The organism is Klebsiella sp. GB_Kp056 (assembly GCF_040064755.1).
In the GTDB taxonomy this organism is placed as follows: Bacteria; Pseudomonadota; Gammaproteobacteria; order Enterobacterales; family Enterobacteriaceae; genus Klebsiella; species Klebsiella quasipneumoniae.
The window spans coordinates 76,327-96,392 of record NZ_JBEAJA010000040.1 but is presented as its reverse complement, the minus strand read 5'-3'; the positions used below and the strand labels follow the sequence as shown (position 1 = coordinate 96,392).

21 protein-coding genes are annotated in these 20,066 nt (G+C 58.9%); 9 read left to right on the top strand and 12 right to left on the bottom strand.

Features of this window, described 5'->3' with window-relative positions; all coding sequences use genetic code 11:
• Positions 1-39 precede the first annotated feature (39 nt).
• Positions 40-792 (top strand): zinc ABC transporter ATP-binding protein ZnuC, encoded by a 753-nt coding sequence (znuC, locus tag ABLV52_RS07370; RefSeq protein WP_004203406.1) that lies wholly within the window; start codon positions 40-42, stop codon positions 790-792.
• Positions 792-1,577 carry a zinc ABC transporter permease subunit ZnuB gene (gene znuB, locus ABLV52_RS07365; protein WP_023290252.1) on the top strand — a complete coding sequence of 262 codons (786 nt, stop codon included), beginning with the start codon at positions 792-794 and terminating at the stop codon, positions 1,575-1,577. Before znuC ends, znuB begins: the two co-directional genes overlap by 1 nt.
• A gap of 62 nt (positions 1,578-1,639) precedes the next feature.
• On the opposite strand, the gene ruvB is transcribed toward znuB, so the two are convergent.
• The 6 genes from ruvB to aspS all read right to left on the bottom strand — a co-directional run bounded on the left by ruvB (position 1,640) and on the right by aspS (position 6,906).
• Positions 1,640-2,650 (bottom strand): Holliday junction branch migration DNA helicase RuvB, encoded by a 1,011-nt coding sequence (gene ruvB / locus ABLV52_RS07360; RefSeq protein WP_004148860.1) that lies wholly within the window; start codon positions 2,648-2,650, stop codon positions 1,640-1,642.
• An 8-nt stretch (positions 2,651-2,658) separates the two neighbouring features.
• A complete protein-coding gene (gene ruvA, locus ABLV52_RS07355) occupies positions 2,659-3,270 on the bottom strand; it encodes a Holliday junction branch migration protein RuvA (protein WP_101867035.1) in 612 nt (203 codons plus the stop codon).
• 79 nt (positions 3,271-3,349) lie between these two features.
• Positions 3,350-3,871, bottom strand: coding sequence for a crossover junction endodeoxyribonuclease RuvC (ruvC, locus tag ABLV52_RS07350; protein ID WP_004203412.1), 522 nt, complete (start codon positions 3,869-3,871; stop codon positions 3,350-3,352).
• A 34-nt stretch (positions 3,872-3,905) separates the two neighbouring features.
• A complete protein-coding gene (locus ABLV52_RS07345; protein WP_002911459.1) occupies positions 3,906-4,646 on the bottom strand; it encodes a YebC/PmpR family DNA-binding transcriptional regulator in 741 nt (246 codons plus the stop codon).
• A gap of 27 nt (positions 4,647-4,673) precedes the next feature.
• Positions 4,674-5,117, bottom strand: a complete 444-nt coding sequence (gene nudB / locus ABLV52_RS07340; protein ID WP_002911477.1) for a dihydroneopterin triphosphate diphosphatase — start codon at positions 5,115-5,117, stop codon at positions 4,674-4,676.
• Between the two features lies 1 nt (position 5,118).
• Positions 5,119-6,906: an aspartate--tRNA ligase gene (gene aspS / locus ABLV52_RS07335; RefSeq protein ID WP_023290254.1), complete on the bottom strand. Its 1,788-nt coding sequence runs from the start codon at positions 6,904-6,906 to the stop codon at positions 5,119-5,121.
• 267 nt (positions 6,907-7,173) lie between these two features.
• Between aspS and ABLV52_RS07330 the strand changes: the two genes are divergently transcribed.
• The 5 genes from ABLV52_RS07330 to cmoB are packed head-to-tail and all read left to right on the top strand — an operon-like array spanning position 7,174 to position 10,787.
• Positions 7,174-7,740, top strand: a complete 567-nt coding sequence (locus ABLV52_RS07330) for a hydrolase (RefSeq protein WP_032453393.1) — start codon at positions 7,174-7,176, stop codon at positions 7,738-7,740.
• On the top strand, positions 7,737-8,555 hold the full coding sequence (locus ABLV52_RS07325; RefSeq protein WP_048297820.1) for a DUF72 domain-containing protein: 819 nt from the start codon (positions 7,737-7,739) through the stop codon (positions 8,553-8,555). Before ABLV52_RS07330 ends, ABLV52_RS07325 begins: the two co-directional genes overlap by 4 nt.
• Before the next feature lie 52 nt (positions 8,556-8,607).
• Positions 8,608-9,003, top strand: a complete 396-nt coding sequence (locus ABLV52_RS07320; RefSeq protein WP_008804243.1) for an MAPEG family protein — start codon at positions 8,608-8,610, stop codon at positions 9,001-9,003.
• A 39-nt stretch (positions 9,004-9,042) separates the two neighbouring features.
• Positions 9,043-9,786: a carboxy-S-adenosyl-L-methionine synthase CmoA gene (gene cmoA, locus ABLV52_RS07315; RefSeq protein WP_004203422.1), complete on the top strand. Its 744-nt coding sequence runs from the start codon at positions 9,043-9,045 to the stop codon at positions 9,784-9,786.
• Positions 9,783-10,787 (top strand): tRNA 5-methoxyuridine(34)/uridine 5-oxyacetic acid(34) synthase CmoB, encoded by a 1,005-nt coding sequence (gene cmoB / locus ABLV52_RS07310; RefSeq protein WP_032456324.1) that lies wholly within the window; start codon positions 9,783-9,785, stop codon positions 10,785-10,787. The genes cmoA and cmoB overlap by 4 nt, the downstream gene beginning before the upstream one ends.
• Before the next feature lie 80 nt (positions 10,788-10,867).
• Here the strand turns inward: cmoB and cutC are convergent, their stop codons facing one another.
• Positions 10,868-11,611, bottom strand: coding sequence for a copper homeostasis protein CutC (gene cutC, locus ABLV52_RS07305; protein ID WP_048336025.1), 744 nt, complete (start codon positions 11,609-11,611; stop codon positions 10,868-10,870).
• 76 nt (positions 11,612-11,687) lie between these two features.
• Positions 11,688-12,257 (bottom strand): VOC family protein, encoded by a 570-nt coding sequence (locus tag ABLV52_RS07300; RefSeq protein WP_023290260.1) that lies wholly within the window; start codon positions 12,255-12,257, stop codon positions 11,688-11,690.
• Between the two features lie 236 nt (positions 12,258-12,493).
• Here ABLV52_RS07300 and argS point away from each other — a divergent pair, with 236 nt between their 5' ends.
• Positions 12,494-14,227 (top strand): arginine--tRNA ligase, encoded by a 1,734-nt coding sequence (gene argS, locus ABLV52_RS07295; protein ID WP_348890223.1) that lies wholly within the window; start codon positions 12,494-12,496, stop codon positions 14,225-14,227.
• A 60-nt stretch (positions 14,228-14,287) separates the two neighbouring features.
• Here argS and ABLV52_RS07290 read toward each other — a convergent pair whose 3' ends face one another.
• Together ABLV52_RS07290 and ABLV52_RS07285 are read right to left on the bottom strand one after the other, a co-directional pair.
• Entirely contained in the window at positions 14,288-15,427 is a 1,140-nt protein-coding gene (locus ABLV52_RS07290; protein WP_048336026.1) for a glycoside hydrolase family 105 protein, read from the bottom strand.
• A 4-nt stretch (positions 15,428-15,431) separates the two neighbouring features.
• A complete protein-coding gene (locus ABLV52_RS07285; RefSeq protein ID WP_048297823.1) occupies positions 15,432-17,015 on the bottom strand; it encodes an MFS transporter in 1,584 nt (527 codons plus the stop codon).
• Between the two features lie 356 nt (positions 17,016-17,371).
• Here ABLV52_RS07285 and uspC point away from each other — a divergent pair, with 356 nt between their 5' ends.
• Positions 17,372-17,800, top strand: a complete 429-nt coding sequence (uspC, locus tag ABLV52_RS07280; RefSeq protein WP_004203433.1) for a universal stress protein UspC — start codon at positions 17,372-17,374, stop codon at positions 17,798-17,800.
• A 23-nt stretch (positions 17,801-17,823) separates the two neighbouring features.
• Here uspC and otsA read toward each other — a convergent pair whose 3' ends face one another.
• Positions 17,824-19,248, bottom strand: a complete 1,425-nt coding sequence (gene otsA, locus ABLV52_RS07275) for an alpha,alpha-trehalose-phosphate synthase (RefSeq protein WP_032453397.1) — start codon at positions 19,246-19,248, stop codon at positions 17,824-17,826.
• The gene (otsB, locus tag ABLV52_RS07270) at positions 19,223-20,011 is read right to left on the bottom strand and encodes a trehalose-phosphatase (RefSeq protein ID WP_348890222.1); all 789 of its coding nucleotides are present in this window, start codon (positions 20,009-20,011) and stop codon (positions 19,223-19,225) included. The genes otsA and otsB overlap by 26 nt, the downstream gene beginning before the upstream one ends.
• Positions 20,012-20,066 lie beyond the last annotated feature (55 nt).

Genomic DNA, 20,066 nt, shown 5'->3' with positions numbered 1-20,066 from the left:
ATTATAACATTCACTAGCTTGTGCAACCCCTAAATGATTATGACAAACCTTGTAACGCTGGAAAATGTCTCGGTGGCCTTTGGCCAACGCCGCGTGCTGTCTGACATCTCGCTGGCTCTCACGCCAGGCAAAATATTGACCCTGCTGGGCCCCAACGGCGCCGGCAAATCGACGCTTGTGCGGGTGGTTCTGGGGCTGGTAGCACCGACAGAGGGTGTTATCAAGCGCGAAGAACGCCTGCGGATCGGCTATGTGCCGCAGAAACTGCATCTCGACGCCACGCTGCCGCTGACCGTCAGCCGCTTCCTGCGTTTGCGTCCGGGCACCCGCAAAGACGACATCCTGCCGGCGCTGAAGCGCGTGCAGGCCGGGCATCTGATCGACGCCCCGATGCAAAAACTTTCCGGCGGAGAAACCCAGCGCGTGCTGCTGGCTCGCGCCCTGCTCAATCGCCCGCAGCTGCTGGTGCTGGATGAACCGACCCAGGGCGTCGACGTCAATGGCCAGGTTGCGCTCTACGATCTTATCGACCAGCTGCGCCATGAGCTGGACTGCGCGGTGCTGATGGTCTCCCACGACCTGCATCTGGTCATGGCCAAAACCGACGAGGTATTGTGCCTGAACCAGCATATCTGCTGCTCCGGCGCACCAGAGGTCGTCTCAATGCATCCGGAGTTTATCTCCATGTTCGGCCCACGCGGCGCGGAACAGCTGGGGATCTACCGCCATCACCATAATCACCGCCACGATCTTCAGGGGCGAATTGTACTGCGTCGGGGAAACAGCCGCTAATGATTGAACTTTTGTTACCTGGCTGGCTGGCCGGGATGATGCTGGCCTGCGCCGCCGGCCCGCTGGGCTCCTTTGTGGTCTGGCGCCGTATGTCCTATTTCGGCGACACGCTGGCGCATGCCTCGCTGCTCGGCGTCGCTTTCGGTTTACTGCTGAACGTCAATCCGTTTTATGCGGTGATCGCCGTCACCCTGCTGCTGGCCGGCGGGCTGGTATGGCTGGAAAAACGGCCGCATCTGGCGATCGATACCCTGCTGGGCATCATGGCGCACAGCGCGCTCTCCCTGGGGCTGGTGGTGGTCAGTCTGATGTCTAACGTCCGCGTCGATCTGATGGCGTACCTGTTCGGCGATCTGCTGGCGGTCACCCCGCAGGACCTGATCGCCATTGCCATGGGCGTGGTGATTGTGATTGGCATTCTGCTCTGGCAGTGGCGGAATCTGCTGGCGATGACCATCAGTCCGGACCTGGCGTTTGTCGATGGCGTGAAGCTGCAGCGGGTCAAGCTGCTGTTGATGCTGGTCACCGCCCTGACTATCGGCGTGGCGATGAAGTTCGTCGGGGCGCTGATCATCACTTCCTTGCTGATTATCCCGGCCGCCACCGCCCGCCGTTTTGCCCGCACGCCGGAGCAGATGGCCGCCGTGGCGGTGGGCGTGGGCATGCTGGCCGTCACCGGCGGGTTAACCTTCTCGGCTTTCTACGACACGCCGGCCGGTCCATCGGTGGTGCTGTGCGCCGCGGCGCTGTTTATTCTCAGCATGACGAAAAAAGCCGCCAGCTAAAAATGAAAAACCCGGTCGCGCTGCTGACCGGGTCTTCCGATGAACGACACATCCGTAGCGAACTACGGCATCTCCGGCGGCGTAATCCCGAAATGATTCCAGGCGCGCACCGTCGCCATTCTTCCCCGCGGCGTACGCTGCAGAAAACCCTGCTGAATTAAGTAGGGCTCCAGCACATCTTCAATGGTTTCCCGCTCTTCGCCAATCGCGGCGGCGAGGTTATCCAGCCCCACCGGTCCGCCGAAGAACTTATCTATCACCGCCAGCAGCAGCTTGCGGTCCATATAGTCGAACCCTTCCGCATCGACGTTGAGCATATCCAGCGCCTGGGCGGCAATGTCGGCGGAGATGGTGCCGTCGTGGCGCACTTCCGCGAAGTCACGCACCCTACGCAGCAGACGGTTGGCAATACGCGGCGTGCCGCGTGAACGGCGGGCCACTTCCAGCGCGCCCTCGTCGCTCATCTCCAGCCCCATATGGCGGGCGCTGCGGCTGACAATATGCTGCAGATCGGGGATCTGATAGAACTCCAGACGCTGCACGATGCCAAAGCGGTCGCGCAGCGGCGAAGTCAATGAACCGGCCCGGGTGGTGGCGCCGATCAGGGTAAACGGCGGCAGGTCGATTTTAATCGAGCGCGCCGCCGGACCTTCGCCAATCATGATATCCAGCTGGTAATCTTCCATTGCCGGATAGAGCACCTCTTCCACCACCGGCGAGAGGCGATGGATCTCATCGATAAACAGCACATCATGCGGTTCAAGGTTGGTGAGCATCGCGGCGAGATCGCCCGCTTTCTCCAGCACCGGGCCGGAGGTGGTACGCAGATTCACCCCCATTTCATTGGCGACGATATTGGCCAGGGTGGTTTTCCCCAACCCTGGCGGGCCAAAAATCAGCAGGTGATCGAGGGCGTCGCCGCGCAGCTTCGCCGCCTGGATAAAAATCTCCATCTGCGAACGCACCTGCGGCTGGCCGACATACTCTGCCAGCAATTTTGGGCGGATGGCGCGGTCAGCGGCCTCTTCGAAGCCGCTGCTGTCTGCCGATACCAGCCGGTCTGCTTCAATCATCCCTTACCTCACAACGCGGCGCGCAGCGCTTCGCGGATTAGCGTTTCACTGTTGGCGTCCGGACGCGCGATCTTGCTGACCATCCGGCTGGCCTCCTGCGGTTTATAGCCCAGCGCGACCAGCGCGGCAACCGCTTCCTGCTCGGCATCGTCCGCCGTCGGGCCTGCCGGTGAGGTCAGTACCAGATCGGCGGCCGGGGTGAACAGATCGCCGTGCAGCCCTTTGAAGCGGTCTTTCATCTCAACGATCAGGCGTTCAGCGGTTTTTTTGCCAATCCCCGGCAGCTTCACCAGCGAGGCGACCTCTTCCCGCTCAACGGCGTTGACGAACTGCTGCGCCGACATGCCGGAGAGGATCGCCAGCGCCAGCTTTGGCCCTACGCCGTTGGTTTTGATCAGTTCTTTAAACAGGGTACGCTCCTGTTTGTTGTTAAACCCATACAGCTGCTGGGCATCTTCACGCACCACAAAGTGGGTGAAGACAATCGCCTCCTGCCCGGCCTCCGGCAGCTCATAGAAGCAGGTCATTGGCATGTGCACTTCATAGCCGACGCCCGCCGTTTCCAGCAACACCAGCGGGGGTTGTTTTTCGAGAATGATGCCTCTGAGTCTGCCTATCACGTGGGGCTCCTGCGTTATGGTCTAAGTATCTGGCGGTATCATAAAAAAAGGCTGGATAGATATCCAGCCTGATTTGCGATTATCGTAAGCGCCCTCGCGCCAGATTGAGCCGGGTCTCGCTGATCTGCGCGGCATTCTGGCTGACATGGCAATGGGTGATGGCGATCGCCAGCGCATCCGCCGCATCCGCTTGCGGATTGGCAGGCAGCTTGAGCAGGGTGCGCACCATGTGCTGGACCTGACTCTTTTCAGCGCTGCCGATGCCGACAACCGTCTGCTTAACCTGGCGGGCGGCATATTCAAACACCGGTAACGACTGATTGGTCGCCGCCACGATCGCCACCCCGCGCGCCTGCCCGAGCTTTAACGCCGAGTCGGCATTCTTGGCCATAAAGACCTGCTCAATGGCGAAAAAGTCAGGCTGGAACTGGGTGATGATCTCCGTCACTCCGGCGTAGATCAGCTTCAGCCGCGACGGCAAATCGTCCACTTTGGTGCGGATACAGCCGCTGCCAAGGTAGCTCAGCTGCCGGCCAACCTGACGGATCACGCCATAACCGGTAACGCGCGACCCCGGGTCAATGCCGAGAATAATAGCCATCACGCGCCTCCGGTTAACCGTGGATGCGACTGCATCACAGGGTGGCTGCGACCTCGTCGGAGATCTCGCCATTATGGTACACTTCCTGCACGTCGTCGCAGTCTTCGAGCATATCGATCAGACGCAGCAGCTTCGGCGCCGTCTCGGCATCCATATCCGCTTTGGTGGACGGGATCATCGAGACTTCGGCAGCGTCGGCTTTCAGGCCAGCGGCTTCCAGCGCGTCGCGCACGGCGCCCATCTCTTCCCAGGCGGTGTAGACGTCGATCGCGCCGTCGTCATAGGTCACCACGTCTTCAGCGCCAGCTTCCAGCGCCGCTTCCATGATGGTGTCTTCATCGCCTTTCTCGAAGGAGATGACGCCTTTTTTGCTGAACAGGTAGGAGACGGAACCGTCGGTGCCGAGGTTACCACCGGTTTTAGTGAAGGCGTGACGCACTTCCGCAACAGTACGGTTACGGTTGTCGGACAGACATTCCACCATCACCGCGGTGCCGCCAGGGCCATAGCCTTCATAAATGATGGTTTCCATGTTCGCGTCTTCATCGCCGCCGACGCCGCGCGCGATGGCGCGGTTCAGCGTGTCGCGGGTCATGTTGTTAGACAGCGCTTTATCCACCGCCGCACGCAGACGCGGGTTGGACGCCGGATCGCCGCCGCCCAGACGCGCTGCGGTAACCAGTTCGCGAATGATTTTCGTAAAGATTTTACCGCGCTTGGCATCCTGTGCCGCTTTGCGGTGTTTGGTGTTGGCCCATTTACTATGACCTGCCATAAAAAACTCTCCAAAAAGCGCGCCCTTTCAGGCGGCGTTAATTACAAATTCTTCAATCGCCTGCCGGTTGCTCCACGACTTGGTCAGCGCAGCGGCTTCCGTCGCGCTGACCCAGCGGTAGGCCAGATGTTCGGTAAAGGTAATTTCCCGCTCATGAGGCAGCGCAAGACAGAACCAAAATTCCGTATTACGCTCCACTCCCGGCGCATAGCGATGACGCAAATGAGAAAATATCTCGAACTCCACCGTGCGCTGACAGTCGATTAAGGTCAGTTGCTCGCAGGCAACGTCAATGGCGACCTCTTCCTTTACTTCACGCGCGGCGGCCTGCAGCGCGGTCTCTCCTGCTTCCAGGCTGCCGGTGACCGACTGCCAGAACGCGGGATCGTCGCGCCGCTGCAACATCAGCACCCGTTTGGTATCTTCGGCGTAAATCACCACCAGCACCGAAACGGGCAGCTTAAATGACATATTACTTGTTCTCCAGAGACGCTTTTGCCTCTTTCTCCACAACCTGAATACCCAGTTCACTGAGCGCCGCCGGATTGGCGAAGCTTGGCGCTTCGGTCATCAGGCAGGCGGCCGCGGTGGTTTTCGGGAAAGCGATAACGTCGCGGATGTTATCGGTGCCGGTCAGCAGCATGGTCAGACGGTCAAGACCGAACGCCAGGCCCGCATGCGGCGGGGTACCGTATTTCAGCGCATCGAGCAGGAAGCCGAATTTCTCACGCTGTTCCTGTTCGTTAATGCCCAGAATACCAAATACCGTCTGCTGCATGTCGCCGCGGTGGATACGCACCGAACCGCCGCCGACTTCATAACCGTTAATGACCATATCGTAGGCGTTGGCCACGGCCTCTTCCGGCGCAGCTTTCAGCTCGTCCGCCGTCATATCCTTCGGCGAGGTGAACGGATGGTGCATCGCCGTCAGGCCGCCTTCGCCGTCGTCTTCGAACATCGGGAAGTCGATCACCCACAGCGGCGCCCATTTGCTCTCGTCAGTCAGGCTCAGATCTTTACCCAGCTTCAGACGCAGCGCGCCCAGCGCGTCGGCCACCACTTTCTTGTTGTCGGCGCCGAAGAAGATCATGTCTCCGTCCTGCGCGCCGGTGCGGTCGAGGATCGCTTCCACGATTTCAGCGGTCAGGAATTTGGCCACCGGGCTGTTGATCCCGTCCATGCCTTTGGCACGTTCGGTCACTTTAATATAGGCCAGCCCTTTCGCGCCGTAGATCTTGACGAAGTTGCCGTATTCGTCAATCAGCTTGCGGGTCAGAGAAGCCCCGCCCGGCACGCGCAGCGCCGCCACGCGCCCTTTCGGATCGTTGGCCGGGCCGGCAAAGACCGCGAACTCCACTGATTTCAGCAGGTCAGCGACGTCCACCAGCTCCATCGGGTTACGCAGGTCCGGTTTATCGGAGCCGTAGCGACGTTCGGCTTCGGCGAAGGTCATGATCGGGAAGTCGCCCAGATCGACGCCTTTAATCTCCAGCCACAGCTGACGCACCATCGCTTCCATGATCTCACGCACCTGCGGCGCGGTCATAAAGGAGGTTTCCACGTCGATCTGGGTAAATTCAGGCTGACGGTCGGCACGCAGGTCTTCATCGCGGAAGCATTTGACGATCTGATAGTAGCGGTCGAAGCCGGACATCATCAGCAGCTGTTTGAACAGCTGCGGCGACTGCGGCAGCGCGTAGAATTTGCCTTTATGCACGCGGGAAGGCACGAGGTAATCGCGGGCGCCTTCCGGGGTGGCTTTGGTCAGCATCGGGGTTTCGATGTCGAGGAAGCCATGGTCATCCATAAAGCGGCGCACAAAGCTGGTGATTTTCGCGCGGGTTTTCAGACGCTGCGCCATTTCCGGACGACGCAGGTCGAGGTAGCGGTATTTCAGACGCGCTTCTTCGGTGTTGACGTGATTGGAGTCCAGCGGCAGCGATTCTGAGCGGTTAATGATCGTCAGATCGGAAGCCAGCACTTCGATAGCGCCGGTGGCCATGTCCGCGTTGATGTTTTTCTCTTCACGCGCGCGAACGGTGCCAGTGACCTGAATGCAGAACTCATTACGCAATTCAGAGGCTAACTTCAACGCATCCGCACGATCCGGATCGAAAAACACCTGAACGATGCCTTCGCGGTCGCGCATATCGATAAAAATGAGGCTACCGAGATCGCGACGGCGGTTGACCCAACCACACAGAGTCACCTGCTGCCCAACGTGGGACTGTCGAAGCTGTCCGCAATATTCTGTACGCATGAGATATCCCTTAACTTAGCCGTCGGCGGATTGTCGTCTGCCCTGCAGGCGACGAGGTCGCAGCTTTAGCTGATGTCACAACTGAATGAAAAAAGGCGGCTATTATACTGGAAATTCTGTCGTTCGATAAGTCCGACGCACGATGTACGCTGCTTTGCTGCGCGCTTAACGTCCACACTCACATAAATTAACAAAATTTGTTACCCTTTTGCTGAAGCCGCAAAGGTATTGTAGCCGCCTGACAACAGATGAAGATACGGGGATACCATGTTAGAACTCAATGCGAAAAACACGGCGCTGGTGGTGATCGATCTGCAGGAAGGCATTTTGCCTTTTGCCGGCGGCCCACATCGGGCTGACGAGGTGGTGGCGCGCGCCGCCCGCCTGGCAGACAAGTGCCGACAACAGGGTTCGCCGGTCATCATGGTCCGCGTCGGCTGGTCGGCCGATTTCGCCGAAGCGCTGAAACAGCCTGTCGACGCGCAGGCCGGGGCGCATACGCTGCCTGAGAACTGGTGGACCTATCCGGCCACGCTGGGTAAGCAGGAGAGCGATATCGAAGTGACCAAACGCCAGTGGGGCGCGTTCTATGGCACCGACCTTGAGCTTCAGCTGCGTCGCCGCGGTATCGACACCATTATTCTCTGCGGCATCGCCACCAACATCGGCGTCGAATCTACCGCCCGCAACGCCTGGGAGCTGGGTTTTAACCTGGTCATTGCCGAAGATGCCTGCAGCGCCGCCTCCGCCGAGCAGCATCAGGGCAGCATGACGCATATTTTTCCGCGCATCGGCCGCGTGCGCAGCACCGAGGAGATCCTCGCCGCGTTATGATTTATATTGGGCTTCCCCAGTGGTCGCACCCGAAATGGGTGCGCCTTGGCATCACCAGCCTTGAAGAGTACGCCCGCCACTTCAATTGCGTCGAGGGCAACACCACCCTGTATGCGCTACCGAAGCCGGAGATTGTCGCCCGCTGGTACGAGCAGACCCACGATGACTTCCGCTTCTGCTTTAAATTCCCGGCGACTATCTCGCACCAGGCCGCCCTGCGCCACTGCGACGATTTAAGCCGTGAATTCTTCACCCGCCTGGCGCCGCTGGCCTCGCGCATCGGCCAGTACTGGCTGCAGCTGCCGGCGACCTTCGGCCCTCGCGATCTCCCGGCGCTATGGCATTTTCTCGACGCACTGCCGAAGGATTTCACCTACGGCGTCGAAGTTCGTCACCCCGAGTTCTTCGCCAAAGGGGAAGCGGAACAGCAGCTCAACCGCGGGCTGCACCAGCGCAGCGTCAACCGCGTGATCCTCGACAGCCGCCCGGTCCATAGCGCCGCGGCCACCAGTCCGGCGATGATCGACGCGCAACAAAAGAAACCGAAGGTGCCGGTGCATGCGGTGATGACCGCCCGGCAGCCAATGGTGCGCTTTATCGGCGGCGACGATATGGTCCATAACCGGGAACTGTTTCGCGTCTGGCTGCAGACGCTGCCGAAATGGCATCAGTCAGGGACGCCGTGGCTGTTCCTGCATACCCCCGATATTGCCTACGCGCCGACGCTGGTCGATACCCTGTGGGGCGATCTGCGCGCCGCCCTGCCGGCGGCAGGAAATGCGCCGTCGATTCCGCAGCAATCTTCTCTTTTCTGATATCCTGCTATCATATCCGGAGCCATCTGCCAGAGTTAAAGGGAGTTTTCGTATGGTCAGCGCGCTGTATGCCGTTTTAGGTGCGTTATTGTTAGTGAAGTTCTCATTTGACGTGGTGCGTTTGCGCACCCAATACCATGTAGGCTACGGCGACGGCGGCTTCAGCGAACTGCAGGTCGCCATCCGCGTTCACGGCAATGCCGTCGAATATGTGCCGATTGGCCTCATTTTACTGTTATTTATGGAGATGAACGGCGCCCAGACCTGGATGGTGCACGTTTGCGGCATTTTATTGATCGTCGGACGACTGATGCACTCCTGGGGTTTTCATCACCGCGTCTACCACTGGCGCCGCTCCGGCATGAGCGCCACCTGGTGCGCGTTGTTGCTGATGGTGCTGGCCAATCTCTGGTATATGCCCTGGGAGTTGGTTTTCTCCCTCCGTTAGCGCACAATACGCCGTTTTCGTTTTTTCGGGTTTAACGTTATGTCTCACCGCGATACGCTTTTTTCCGCGCCGATTGCCAGCCTCGGCGACTGGACCTTTGATGAACGGGTTGCTGAAGTCTTCCCCGATATGATCCAGCGTTCTGTGCCTGGCTACTCCAATATCATCTCGATGATCGGCATGCTGGCCGAGCGCTTCGTTCAGCCCCACACCCAGGTTTACGATCTTGGCTGTTCGCTGGGCGCCGCCACCCTCTCCGTGCGCCGCAATATTAGCCATCCGGGATGTCGCATTATCGCCATCGACAACTCCCCGGCAATGGTGGAGCGCTGCCGTCGCCATATTGACGCCTATAAAGCGCCGACGCCGGTCGAGGTGATTGAAGGGGATATCCGCGATGTGGCCATTGAAAACGCCTCGCTGGTGATCCTGAACTTTACCATTCAGTTCCTTGAGCCGGGCGATCGTCAGGCGATCCTGAATAAAGTCTATCAGGGGCTGAATCCCGGCGGCGCGCTGGTGCTCTCGGAGAAATTCAGCTTCGAAGACGCCCACGTCGGTGAGCTGCTGTTCAATATGCATCATGACTTTAAGCGCGCGAACGGCTACAGCGAGCTGGAGATTAGCCAGAAACGCAGCATGCTGGAAAACGTGATGCTGACCGACTCTGTGGAAACCCATAAAAAACGCCTGCGTCAGGCGGGGTTCGAACATGCTGAACTGTGGTTCCAGTGCTTTAACTTTGGCTCGCTGGTGGCTGTAAAATCCGGGGAGCAGGCATGATCGACTTCAGTAACTTTTATCAGCTGATCGCCAAAAGCCCGCTGTCTCACTGGCTGGAGACGCTGCCTGCCCAGGTAGCCGCCTGGCAGCGCGAGGCCCTGCACGGTAAGTTTCGCGAATGGGAGCGCGCCGTTGAGTTTCTTCCGGAATTAACACCCTGGCGTCTGGACCTCCTGCACAGCGTCACCGCCGAAAGCGAAACGCCGCTCAGCGAAGGTCATCAGCTGCGGGTAGAAAACCTGCTTAAAAACCTGATGCCATGGCGCAAAGGCCCTTATTCGCTGTACGGCATCAATATCGATACCGAATGGCGCTCCGACTGGAAATGGGAGCGCGTCCTGCCGCATCTGTCCGATCTTAGCGGACGGACCATCCTCGACGTGGGCTGCGGCAGCGGCTATCACATGTGGCGGATGATCGGCGCGGGCGCGCATCTGGCGGTCGGCATCGATCCCACCCAGCTGTTCCTGTGCCAGTTTGAAGCGGTGCGTAAGCTGCTTGGCAACGACCAGCGGGCGCATCTCCTGCCGCTGGGCATCGAGCAGCTCCCGGCGCTGGAGGCCTTTGACACCGTGTTCTCGATGGGCGTGCTCTACCATCGCCGCTCGCCGCTGGACCACCTGTGGCAGCTGAAAGATCAGCTGGCGCCGGGTGGCGAGCTGGTACTGGAGACGCTGGTGGTCGAAGGCGATGAAAATACGGTACTGGTTCCGGGCGATCGCTATGCGCAGATGCGCAACGTCTATTTTATTCCCTCAGCGGCGGCCCTGAAAATGTGGCTGGAGAAGTGCGGGTTTATCGATGTGCGCATCGTCGACGCCTGCGTCACCTCGACGGAAGAGCAGCGGCGCACCGAATGGATGACCAGCGAATCGCTGGCCGATTTCCTCGACCCACAGGATCAGCGCAAAACCGTGGAAGGCTATCCGGCGCCGCTGCGCGCGGTGATTATCGCCACCAAACCGGAAACGCAGCAGTCGCTGGCGAAGAAAGCGAGATAAAAAAAGGCCCCTGTTTAATGGGCAGGGGCCTGGTACGGGCAATCATCATATTGGGCGACATGATGTGCAGCAAAAACCGTTTAACTTCTGTCAGCGGAAATTATCTTTTTCATCTCCGCCACCGCTGCGCCATTGACGGCGTAGCGCCTGTATTCGTCCGCATCGGGATCGGCTGACATCGAAACGCCTGGATGACGAAAGCGCATTTCCGATGGCAACCACTGGCCTGCAGAGCTATGAACCTCTTTCACCCCCGCCTGCAGAAACAGCGGCAGGTTCGCGGCGCGCACTCCCGCACCGGCCATAATGATTGGAGTATCCCCTGCGGCAATAAGTTCCGTAATTAATGAAATACCTTTCTCCGCCGAGGATTGCTGACCGGAAGTCAGGATACGTTTAACCCCCAGCTCACCCAGCGTCTCCCAGGCCTGACGCGGGTCGGCGCACAGATCGAACGCGCGATGAAAGGTCACCGCCAGCGGCCCGGCCGCGGCCATTATTTTTTTCATCCGCGGGATATCGACCTGACCATCGGCATTCAGCACGCCGGTCACCAGCCCGGGAAAGCCGAGCTCCCGCACCATGCGGATATCGCCAAGCATCGCGGCGAACTCCTCTTCGGTGTAGCAGAAATCGCCGCCGCGCGGGCGGATAATCGGATGCACCGGGAGGGTAATCGCCTCGCGGACCGAGACCAGCACCCCGTAAGAGGGTGTTAGTCCCCCTTCCTGCGGCGCGGCGCAGAGTTCAATACGATCGGCGCCGGAGCGCTCAGCCTCCCGGGCGCACGCCATGCTGTAACAACAAACTTCCAGTACCGCCATTGCTCACTCCCTGATCCAGACAACCTTCTCAGCATGTCATGATTTCACGCGGCAGACGCCGCGCGGCTTCACACTGTTATGTATCGGCTTGCTCGCTGGCGACGATTTGTTCAATAGACCATGGGTGAAATTTGACCGTCACGCTGCCGTCGGTGACCGCCAGGGTGGGATTCGGCAGACGCTCATGTTCCCCTTTCGGCGAGCTGGTTTTGACGACGATCCCCGGCTGGCTGAGTCCGTCATCGGCCAGCAGCGCCAGAGCGCGGGCATTTAAGGTAGCCGGATCGCCGGGCAGGACAATTTCGATATGCTCCCAGCCTTCATGGGGATAACGCTTTTCACCCGGCCACGGCAGCTCAACGATATGAAAGCGCCAGTGCGCCACGCAGACCGGCTCCGCCAGTTTAAACAGGCAGATAGGCCGACCGTTGATCATATTCTCCGACAGCAGGGTTCCGCACTGCGCCAGCCCACTGCGCCAGCGCTCCGCGGTGGCGTTCTGATGACAGCGCAGGGAGATATGGTCGGCGTCGAGTCCGCCGATCTCCAGTCCCAGTCGCGCAGCGAAGCGCTGTAGCGCATCGGAAAATCGCGGGAGATCCGCCGTAATATCGGCCAGTTGTTCAATCTGCTGCCAGTTCGCCATGGGTTTGCTCGTCACTTATGTTCATCAATAATAAAAAGGCTAATCTACCGTGTTTTAGGCCGCGGACCAACCGCCACCCTGCCGCTGCGTGACCGACCGACGATGGATTGCCCATGCCGCCGGGCCGCGCGCGATGCTGACGGACGGGGACAAATGCAGTATACTCCCGCCCTAATTTGTCCACATTCCGGCGCCGCCTCCCTCGGGGGCTGGCGCATTACACGTAAGGTATTCCGGTGAATATTCAGGCTCTTCTCTCAGAAAAAGTCAGCCAGGCCCTGATCGCGGCAGGCGCGCCTGCCGATTGCGAACCTCAGGTCCGCCAGTCAGCAAAAGTTCAGTTCGGTGACTATCAGGCCAACGGCGTGATGGCTGTCGCCAAAAAGCTGGGCATGGCGCCGCGACAACTTGCAGAGCAGGTACTGTCTCATCTTGACCTCAACGGCATTGCCAGCAAGGTTGAAATCGCCGGGCCGGGCTTTATCAATATTTTCCTCGACTCCGCGTTCCTGGCGGACAACGTCAACCGCGCGCTGCAGTCAGAACGCCTGGGCGTCGCCACGCCGCAGGTACAGACCATCGTCGTCGACTACTCGGCGCCAAACGTGGCGAAAGAGATGCACGTCGGCCATCTGCGTTCGACCATCATTGGCGATGCCTCGGTCCGTACCCTGGAGTTCCTGGGCCATAAGGTGATCCGCGCCAACCACGTCGGCGACTGGGGCACCCAGTTCGGCATGCTGATCGCGTATCTGGAAAAACAGCAGCAGGAAAACGCCGGCGAGATGGCCCTGGCCGACCTCGAAGGTTTTTATCGCGAAGCGAAAAAACACTACGACGAAGACGAAGCCTTCGCCGAGCGCGCGCGCAGCTACGTGGTTAAGCTGCAGGGCGGCGATGAGTACTTCCTGCAGATGTGGCGTAAGCTGGTGGACATCACCATGTCGCAGAACCAGATCACCTACGATCGCCTGAATGTGACGCTGACCCGCGATGACGTGATGGGCGAAAGCCTGTACAACCCGATGCTGCCGGGGATCGTCGCCGATCTGAAAGCCAAAGGGCTGGCCGTGGAGAGCGAAGGCGCCACCGTGGTGTTCCTTGATGAGTATAAAAACAAGGAAGGCGAACCGATGGGCGTCATCATCCAGAAAAAGGATGGCGGCTACCTCTATACCACCACCGATATCGCCTGTGCGAAGTATCGCTATGAAACACTGCACGCCGACCGCGTGCTCTACTACATCGACTCCCGTCAGCACCAGCACCTGATGCAGGCGTGGACCATCGTGCGTAAAGCAGGCTATGTGCCGGACTCCGTGCCGCTGGAACACCATATGTTCGGCATGATGCTGGGTAAAGACGGCAAGCCGTTTAAAACCCGCGCCGGCGGCACCGTGAAGCTGGCGGATCTGCTGGACGAAGCGCTGGAGCGCGCGCGTCGCCTGGTGGCCGAGAAGAACCCGGAGATGTCCGCTGATGAGCTGGAAAATCTGGCGAAAGTGGTGGGTATCGGCGCGGTGAAATACGCCGACCTGTCGAAAAACCGCACCACCGACTACGTTTTCGACTGGGATAATATGCTGGCGTTCGAAGGCAACACCGCGCCGTATATGCAGTATGCCTATACCCGCGTGCTCTCCGTGTTCCGCAAAGCCGGCATTGACGAAAACGCCCTCACCGACGCGCCGGTGGTGATTGCGGAAGATCGCGAAGCCCAGCTGGCCGCGCGCCTGCTGCAGTTTGAAGAGACCCTCTCCGTGGTCGCTCGCGAAGGGACGCCGCACGTGATGTGCGCCTACCTCTACGATCTGGCGGGCCTGTTCTCCGGTTTCTACGAGCACTGCCCGATCCTCAGCGCGGAAAGCGAAGCGACCCGCAACAGCCGCCTGAAGCTGGCGCTGCTGACGGCGAAAACCCTCAAGCTGGGTCTCGATACCCTCGGTATCGAAACCGTCGAACGTATGTAAAACCAACCCGGCGAAAGCCGGGTTAGTTTTTTCAGGCGCCGCGCCTGCGGGGTCTCCTGCTCAGAAATACTTGCGCAGATACTCGGTCAGACAGAGGATCGCCATCGCCTGGCCGTAGGGCATCGAGGTGAGCGGGATCTGGCGATAGAAATCAAGGTCTGACCCCATTCCGGTGCCAAAGGAAGTCTGCAGCAGCTCCCCCTGCGGCGAAATATTCTGCACAATTCCGCGAATCGCTTTTTCAGCCACCCCGGCATAGTGCTGCCCGACATATCGCTTGCGCACCGCTTTGAGTATGCCGTAGGCAAAGCCGGCGGTCGCCGAGGCCTCTGGATAAGAGTGCGGGTCGTCCAGCAGGGTATGCCACAGGCCGCTGTCGTCCTGACATTTCGCTAAGGCGGCAATTTGCGCGTTCAGCACCTCGGTCAGATAGCGCCGTACCGCATTCCCTTCCGGGAGATCCACTAACTCAAGAAAATCCGGGATCACCATAGTGAGCCAGCTGTTGCCCCGCGCCCAGCGCGCCCGGGCAAAATTATGCCGACCGTCATAGCTCCAGCCGTGAAACCACAGCCCGGTTTCCCGGTCCATCAGGTTCTGCACGTGGAGCAGGAACTGATAGGTCGCCTCCTCCACATACTGCGGACGGTGAAGCAGCTTGCCAATTTTGGCTAACGGCAACACGGTCATCATCAGGGTGTCATCCCACATTTGCTGGTGGTTTTCTTCCGCCAGGGTGATGTGCTGCATGCCGCCCTGCTCGGTACGCGGCATCTCATACATTGCCCACTCCGCCCAGCTCTCCAGCCACGGCAGGTACGCCTTACATCCGGTCTCTTCAAAGCGATAGGCCAGGGTCAGGAACGGCGCCATGGTGTTGACGTTTTTGGTCGTTGCCCCCTCGGCGAAACGGTCGGCAAACCAGCGGTCAATGATATCGCGCATCTCGAGATCGCCGGTTTGCTGATAATACTGATAGATGCCATACAGCCCGACGCCGTGGGTCCACTCCCAGCCGGCCCAGCCTTTGGTATCAATAACGCGCCCGTCATCCAGGCGCAGTAAAAATTGCCCGCTCTCATCCTTAATATTCACCAGGTTTTGCGTCACGTTGCGGATGAGCGCCTGCAGTTCGCTACGGGCGATAAAACGCTCAGGCTGACAGAGTAATGGGCTATGTTTTACCGGCCAAACTTTCATGTTGTTAACCTCGGGTATATGTCGAATTCAAAGCGCCGCCCTGGGTGAGCGCCGGGGCAGCAGGTTTATGACGATTCAGGTAGCCAATATTGTTATTTCCCCACAGGCAGTCGTAGGGCATCCCCGCCAGCATCTCGACGACCGCGCGGTGTTCCGCACTGGTCAGTTCCGGCTGGGCGTGACCGCTTTCGCGCATTCTTAGGGTTTCGCTGCGCAGGACGCTGTGGGTATGCAGGTTAAGTTTGAAGCGCAGCGAAACGAGGAAGCCGCAGGCTAAGACCACCAGCGTGCCGACGCTGAGGATCAGCAAAATGGTATGGCTGACCCCTTCAGGCTGTATTTTTTGCCCGGAGACAAACCCCGACAGCTGCATGATGATGCCCACCAGCATCACCGCCCCCGCCTGCGAGGCTTTGCGGGTCAGCGTCATGATGCCGGCAAAAATCCCCTCCCGGCGCTGGCCGGTGATCGCTTCGTCGACGTCGGCAATATAGGTGTAGGTATTCCACGGTACGTAGTTAATCCCGCCGCGTCCCAGTCCGGCGACAGCAGAGATGAGCAGCAATAACGAATAGACGTCGCTCAGTCCGGCGTAATAGAGCAGCGCATAGGAGAGCGAGCTCAGGCCAAAGAGGACCACCACCATGCGGTACGACGGCGCGGGGCCAAAGCGAATGCACAGCGGGATCATGGCGATCACGGCGATAAACTGGAAAATCGCCATCGTCCCCAGCAGATTCGAGGCGACAGAGGCCTCCTGCATCAGAACAAAGACCACGTAATAGGTGAATACGGCATTGAAGACGTCCTGGGCGATATAGCCCCCCAGATACATGCCGAGGTGCTGGCGGAAAATTTTTATCCGCAGCGTGGAGCTCAGCTCAATCACCAGGCGATTAAGGCTCTGGGCGAGGGTTAAGTTCTGTTTTTCCGCTTCCGCCCGCAGCGCCGCCTCTGACCAGGCCTCACGCGGCCGCTCCCAGGTGAAACACCAGACGAAGGTCAGCATCACCGCGCACAGGACCGAGAACACCAGACTGGCATAAAAGAACGAGCTGGCATTGTCTTTGCCGAGCCAGGTAAGGAGGATCCCCGGCAGAAAGGAGGCTAAAATCGCCGACATTTGCGCCATTGAGATGCGCGCGCCGGAGAATTTGGTTTTCTGTTTAAAGTCATCGGTCATCTCCGGTACCAGCGTCTCGTAGGGCACCAGAATCATGGTGTAGACCATATCAAACAGCAGATAGGTGAGCAGGTAGTACCAGAAGCCCATCTCGCCAACCCACATCGCCGAGTAGCTGAATACGCACGGGATGCCGAGCAGAATAAAGAATTTTCTGCGGCCGAAGCGCTTGCCGAGCCAGGTGGTGCCGAAGTTATCGGTGAGAAAGCCCATCAGCGGGCTCACCACCGCATCCAGTACGCGGGCGGAAGCGAATATCAGCGTGGCTTCTATCGGAGAGAGTCCGCAGAAAGTGGTGTAAAAGTAGAGCAGCCATGCGGCGGTTAGCGCCGTGGTGCCGGCGCCGAGGAAATCGCCCGCGCCGTAGGCCAGGTAGTTAGCCAGTCCAATCTTTCGTGTTTTCATCGCCGTGATCCTGTGTCTTTTTTTAAGAGAACGCCGACAATCTTTCCGGATTTGCCACCGGAAGGGAGTGGGTACCTGGCTACACTAAAAGCAGCGAAACGACGTTACCTTTGTGCTTTTGCCACGCAACCGCCGCCGGTGGCAAAATGACAAAGAGATGACGTCTTCACTTCACTCATTTATAAAACGGCATTTCTTTTAAATCAAAAGACAGGTTCACCATTGTGATCTGGCCGGAAAAACACCGACTGGCGAAGAGGCTCGCAAATCCCGGGATCGGCCCTTGCGCAGCCGGGTAAACAGGAGTAAAGAAAGAAGGAAAGAAAGGGTTATTCCGCGTATCTCAAGGAGGCCAGATGCCTTATTCACATCTGCTGGTTGCCGTCGCGCCAACGCCGGAGAGTCAGGTATTAATTAAAAAAGCGGTGTCGATTGCCCGGCCCGTGAACGCGAAAGTGAGCTTTATCACCCTCGCCACGGATCCGGAGCTGTATAACCAGTTCGCTGCGCCGATGATGGAAAATCTGCGCGAGGTGATGCAGGAAGAGACGCGTGATTTTCTCAACGAGCTGGCGCGTCACGCGGACTACCCGATAGAGAAAATGACCATCGCCTGCGGCGAACTGGGCCATCATATTAAGGACTTCTGCCGGTCGCACCAGGTCGATCTGGTGATCTGCGGCAATCATAACCATTCCCTTTTTTCGCGCGCCACCTGCTCGGCGAAAAATATCGTCGGCAGCTGCGGCGTCGATGTCCTGCTGGTTTCCCTTGAAAAGGGCTAACGCCGGTTAGCCCTTTTCCTGAACTAGGCCAGTTTAGGGAACGTGGCTATCTTCCCCCGCAGGCGGCTCTCCTCACTGCGCGGTGAAATATGCTGCAGATCGTCGACAAAGCGCGCCTGCCAGTTATGAATATCATTTTCTCTGATCACGTCCAGCATCGCAGAATGACGGGCAATACGTTCCGCCAGCGGCATGCTAAGGGCGCGATCCAGCGCGGCGGCAACCTCGTCGCGATCGTAGGGGTTGACGATCAGGGCGCTGGTCAGCTCCTGCGCCGCGCCGGCAAACTGCGACAGGACCAGTACGCCAGGGTTATCCGGATCCTGCGCCGCCACGTATTCCTTCGCCACCAGGTTCATACCATCGCGCAGGGGCGTCACCAGGCCGACGTCAGAGTAGCGGAAGACCTTCATCAGCAGCTTACGATCAAAATGCTGGTTCAGGTAGTAGAGCGGGGTCCAGCCAAGCTGGCCAAACTGGCCATTGATGCGCCCGGATGCAGTTTCCAGCTGGTGGCGGATATCCTGATAGGCCTGCACATCGCCGCGGGAGGTCGGTGCGATCTGGGTATAACGGATCTTACCGTGATGCTGAGGATACTTTTCGAGCAGCGTCTCATAGGCGAGGAACCGCTCCGGCAACCCTTTCGAGTAGTCAAGCCGCTCCACCGAGAAGATATTCTTCACGTTTTTGAGCTCGTTTTTCAGCTGGACCAGCTTCGGCGGCAGCGGACCTTTGGCGTTGCGCGTAATCTCGTCCGGATCGATCCCTATCGGATAAACCTCAGTGCTGAACGCCTTACCCCACGCCTGATAGCGTTTGTCTCCGAGGTCGGAGAGTCGGGTCTGCATGGCAATGCTGTCAAGAAACGCGGTTCTGTCGCTTTCAGTCTGGAAGCCCAGCAGGTCATAATCGCACAGTTGCTCCAGCAGCTCAGCGTGCGGCGGTAGCGCGTTAAAAATCTCCGGCGTCGGGAACGGAATATGCAAAAAGAAGCCGATCCGGTTGTTGACCCCACGCTTGCGCAGTTCGCTGGCGAAGGGCAGCAGATGGTAATCATGGATCCACAGCGTATCGTCTGGCTCGATCAGCGGCAGAAGCTTGTCCGCCAGCATGGCGTTAACTCGCTGATATCCCTCCCAGGCTTCGCGCTGGAAGCTGACCAGATCAAGACGATAGTGGAAGGCCGGCCACAGCACGGCATTAGAGAACTGGTTGTAGTATTCATCATGGTCACGTTCATTAAGGTTGAACGACGCCCATGAAATATTTCCGCGGGAGACCTGCTTCAGCGGTTGCTGGTCATCGCCAATTTCGCCGCTCCAGCCAAACCACAGACCCCCTGCCGCTTTCAGTGCCCCCAGGATGCCGACGGCCAGACCGCCAGCGCTCGATTTTTTATCGTCCGGTAAGGCGATACGGTTAGAGACTACGACTAAACGACTCATGGTCATCCCTCCTTTCGGTTTGCGCGTCATACGCCAGATGTTGCAACCACGTCCTTACGGCGGCGGCATCCGCCAACCGCCAGTGCGCCTGGGTTTCCCCGGCGCCCACTTTTATCGACATTCCCTGCAGTTGATTAACCACGCTGAATCCCGCTTCGTCGGTCAAATCATCGCCGACAAAAACCGGTTCGCGACCGGCAAACGGCGCTTCCTGCATGAAGGCGGTGATCGCCTCCCCTTTGTTGACACCGCGGGGTTTAATCTCCACTACGCACTTGCCAAGCTGTAGCGCCAGCAGCGGGTAGCGCTGAACGATGCGCTGCGCCAGCCCCAGCACCGCGCTCTGCTGCTGCGGCGCCTGGCGGTAGTGGAGCGCGAAGGCCATCTCTTTACTCTCCAGCTCGCACCCGGGGAGCGCCTGCAACGCCGAGGTCAGCTCAGCCGCGATTTCATCGCGCAGAGCCGACGGCAGAGAGACAATATAGGTTTTACCATTGATATCACGGCGTTCAGCCCCGTGAACACCGGCCAGCGGTAGCCGCCAGGGATGGGTTAGCGCGTCAAGTTCAGACATTGAGCGCCCTGAAATCAATGCCACCGCCCCGCCCTGCTGCCGGGCCAGCGCGTTGAGCGCCTGCAGCGTGTTGTCGGGTATCACCACCTGATCGGGGTGCGGCTGGATATCGGCAAGAGTACCGTCGAGGTCAAAGAAAAAAGCGTAGTTTCCGGTTAGCGCAGGCGGTACAGATATCTGGTTATCCACCCTGTTTCCTCCTTATCATGGCCAGCCGAAGCTGGTTGTTAATTATATGTTAGCC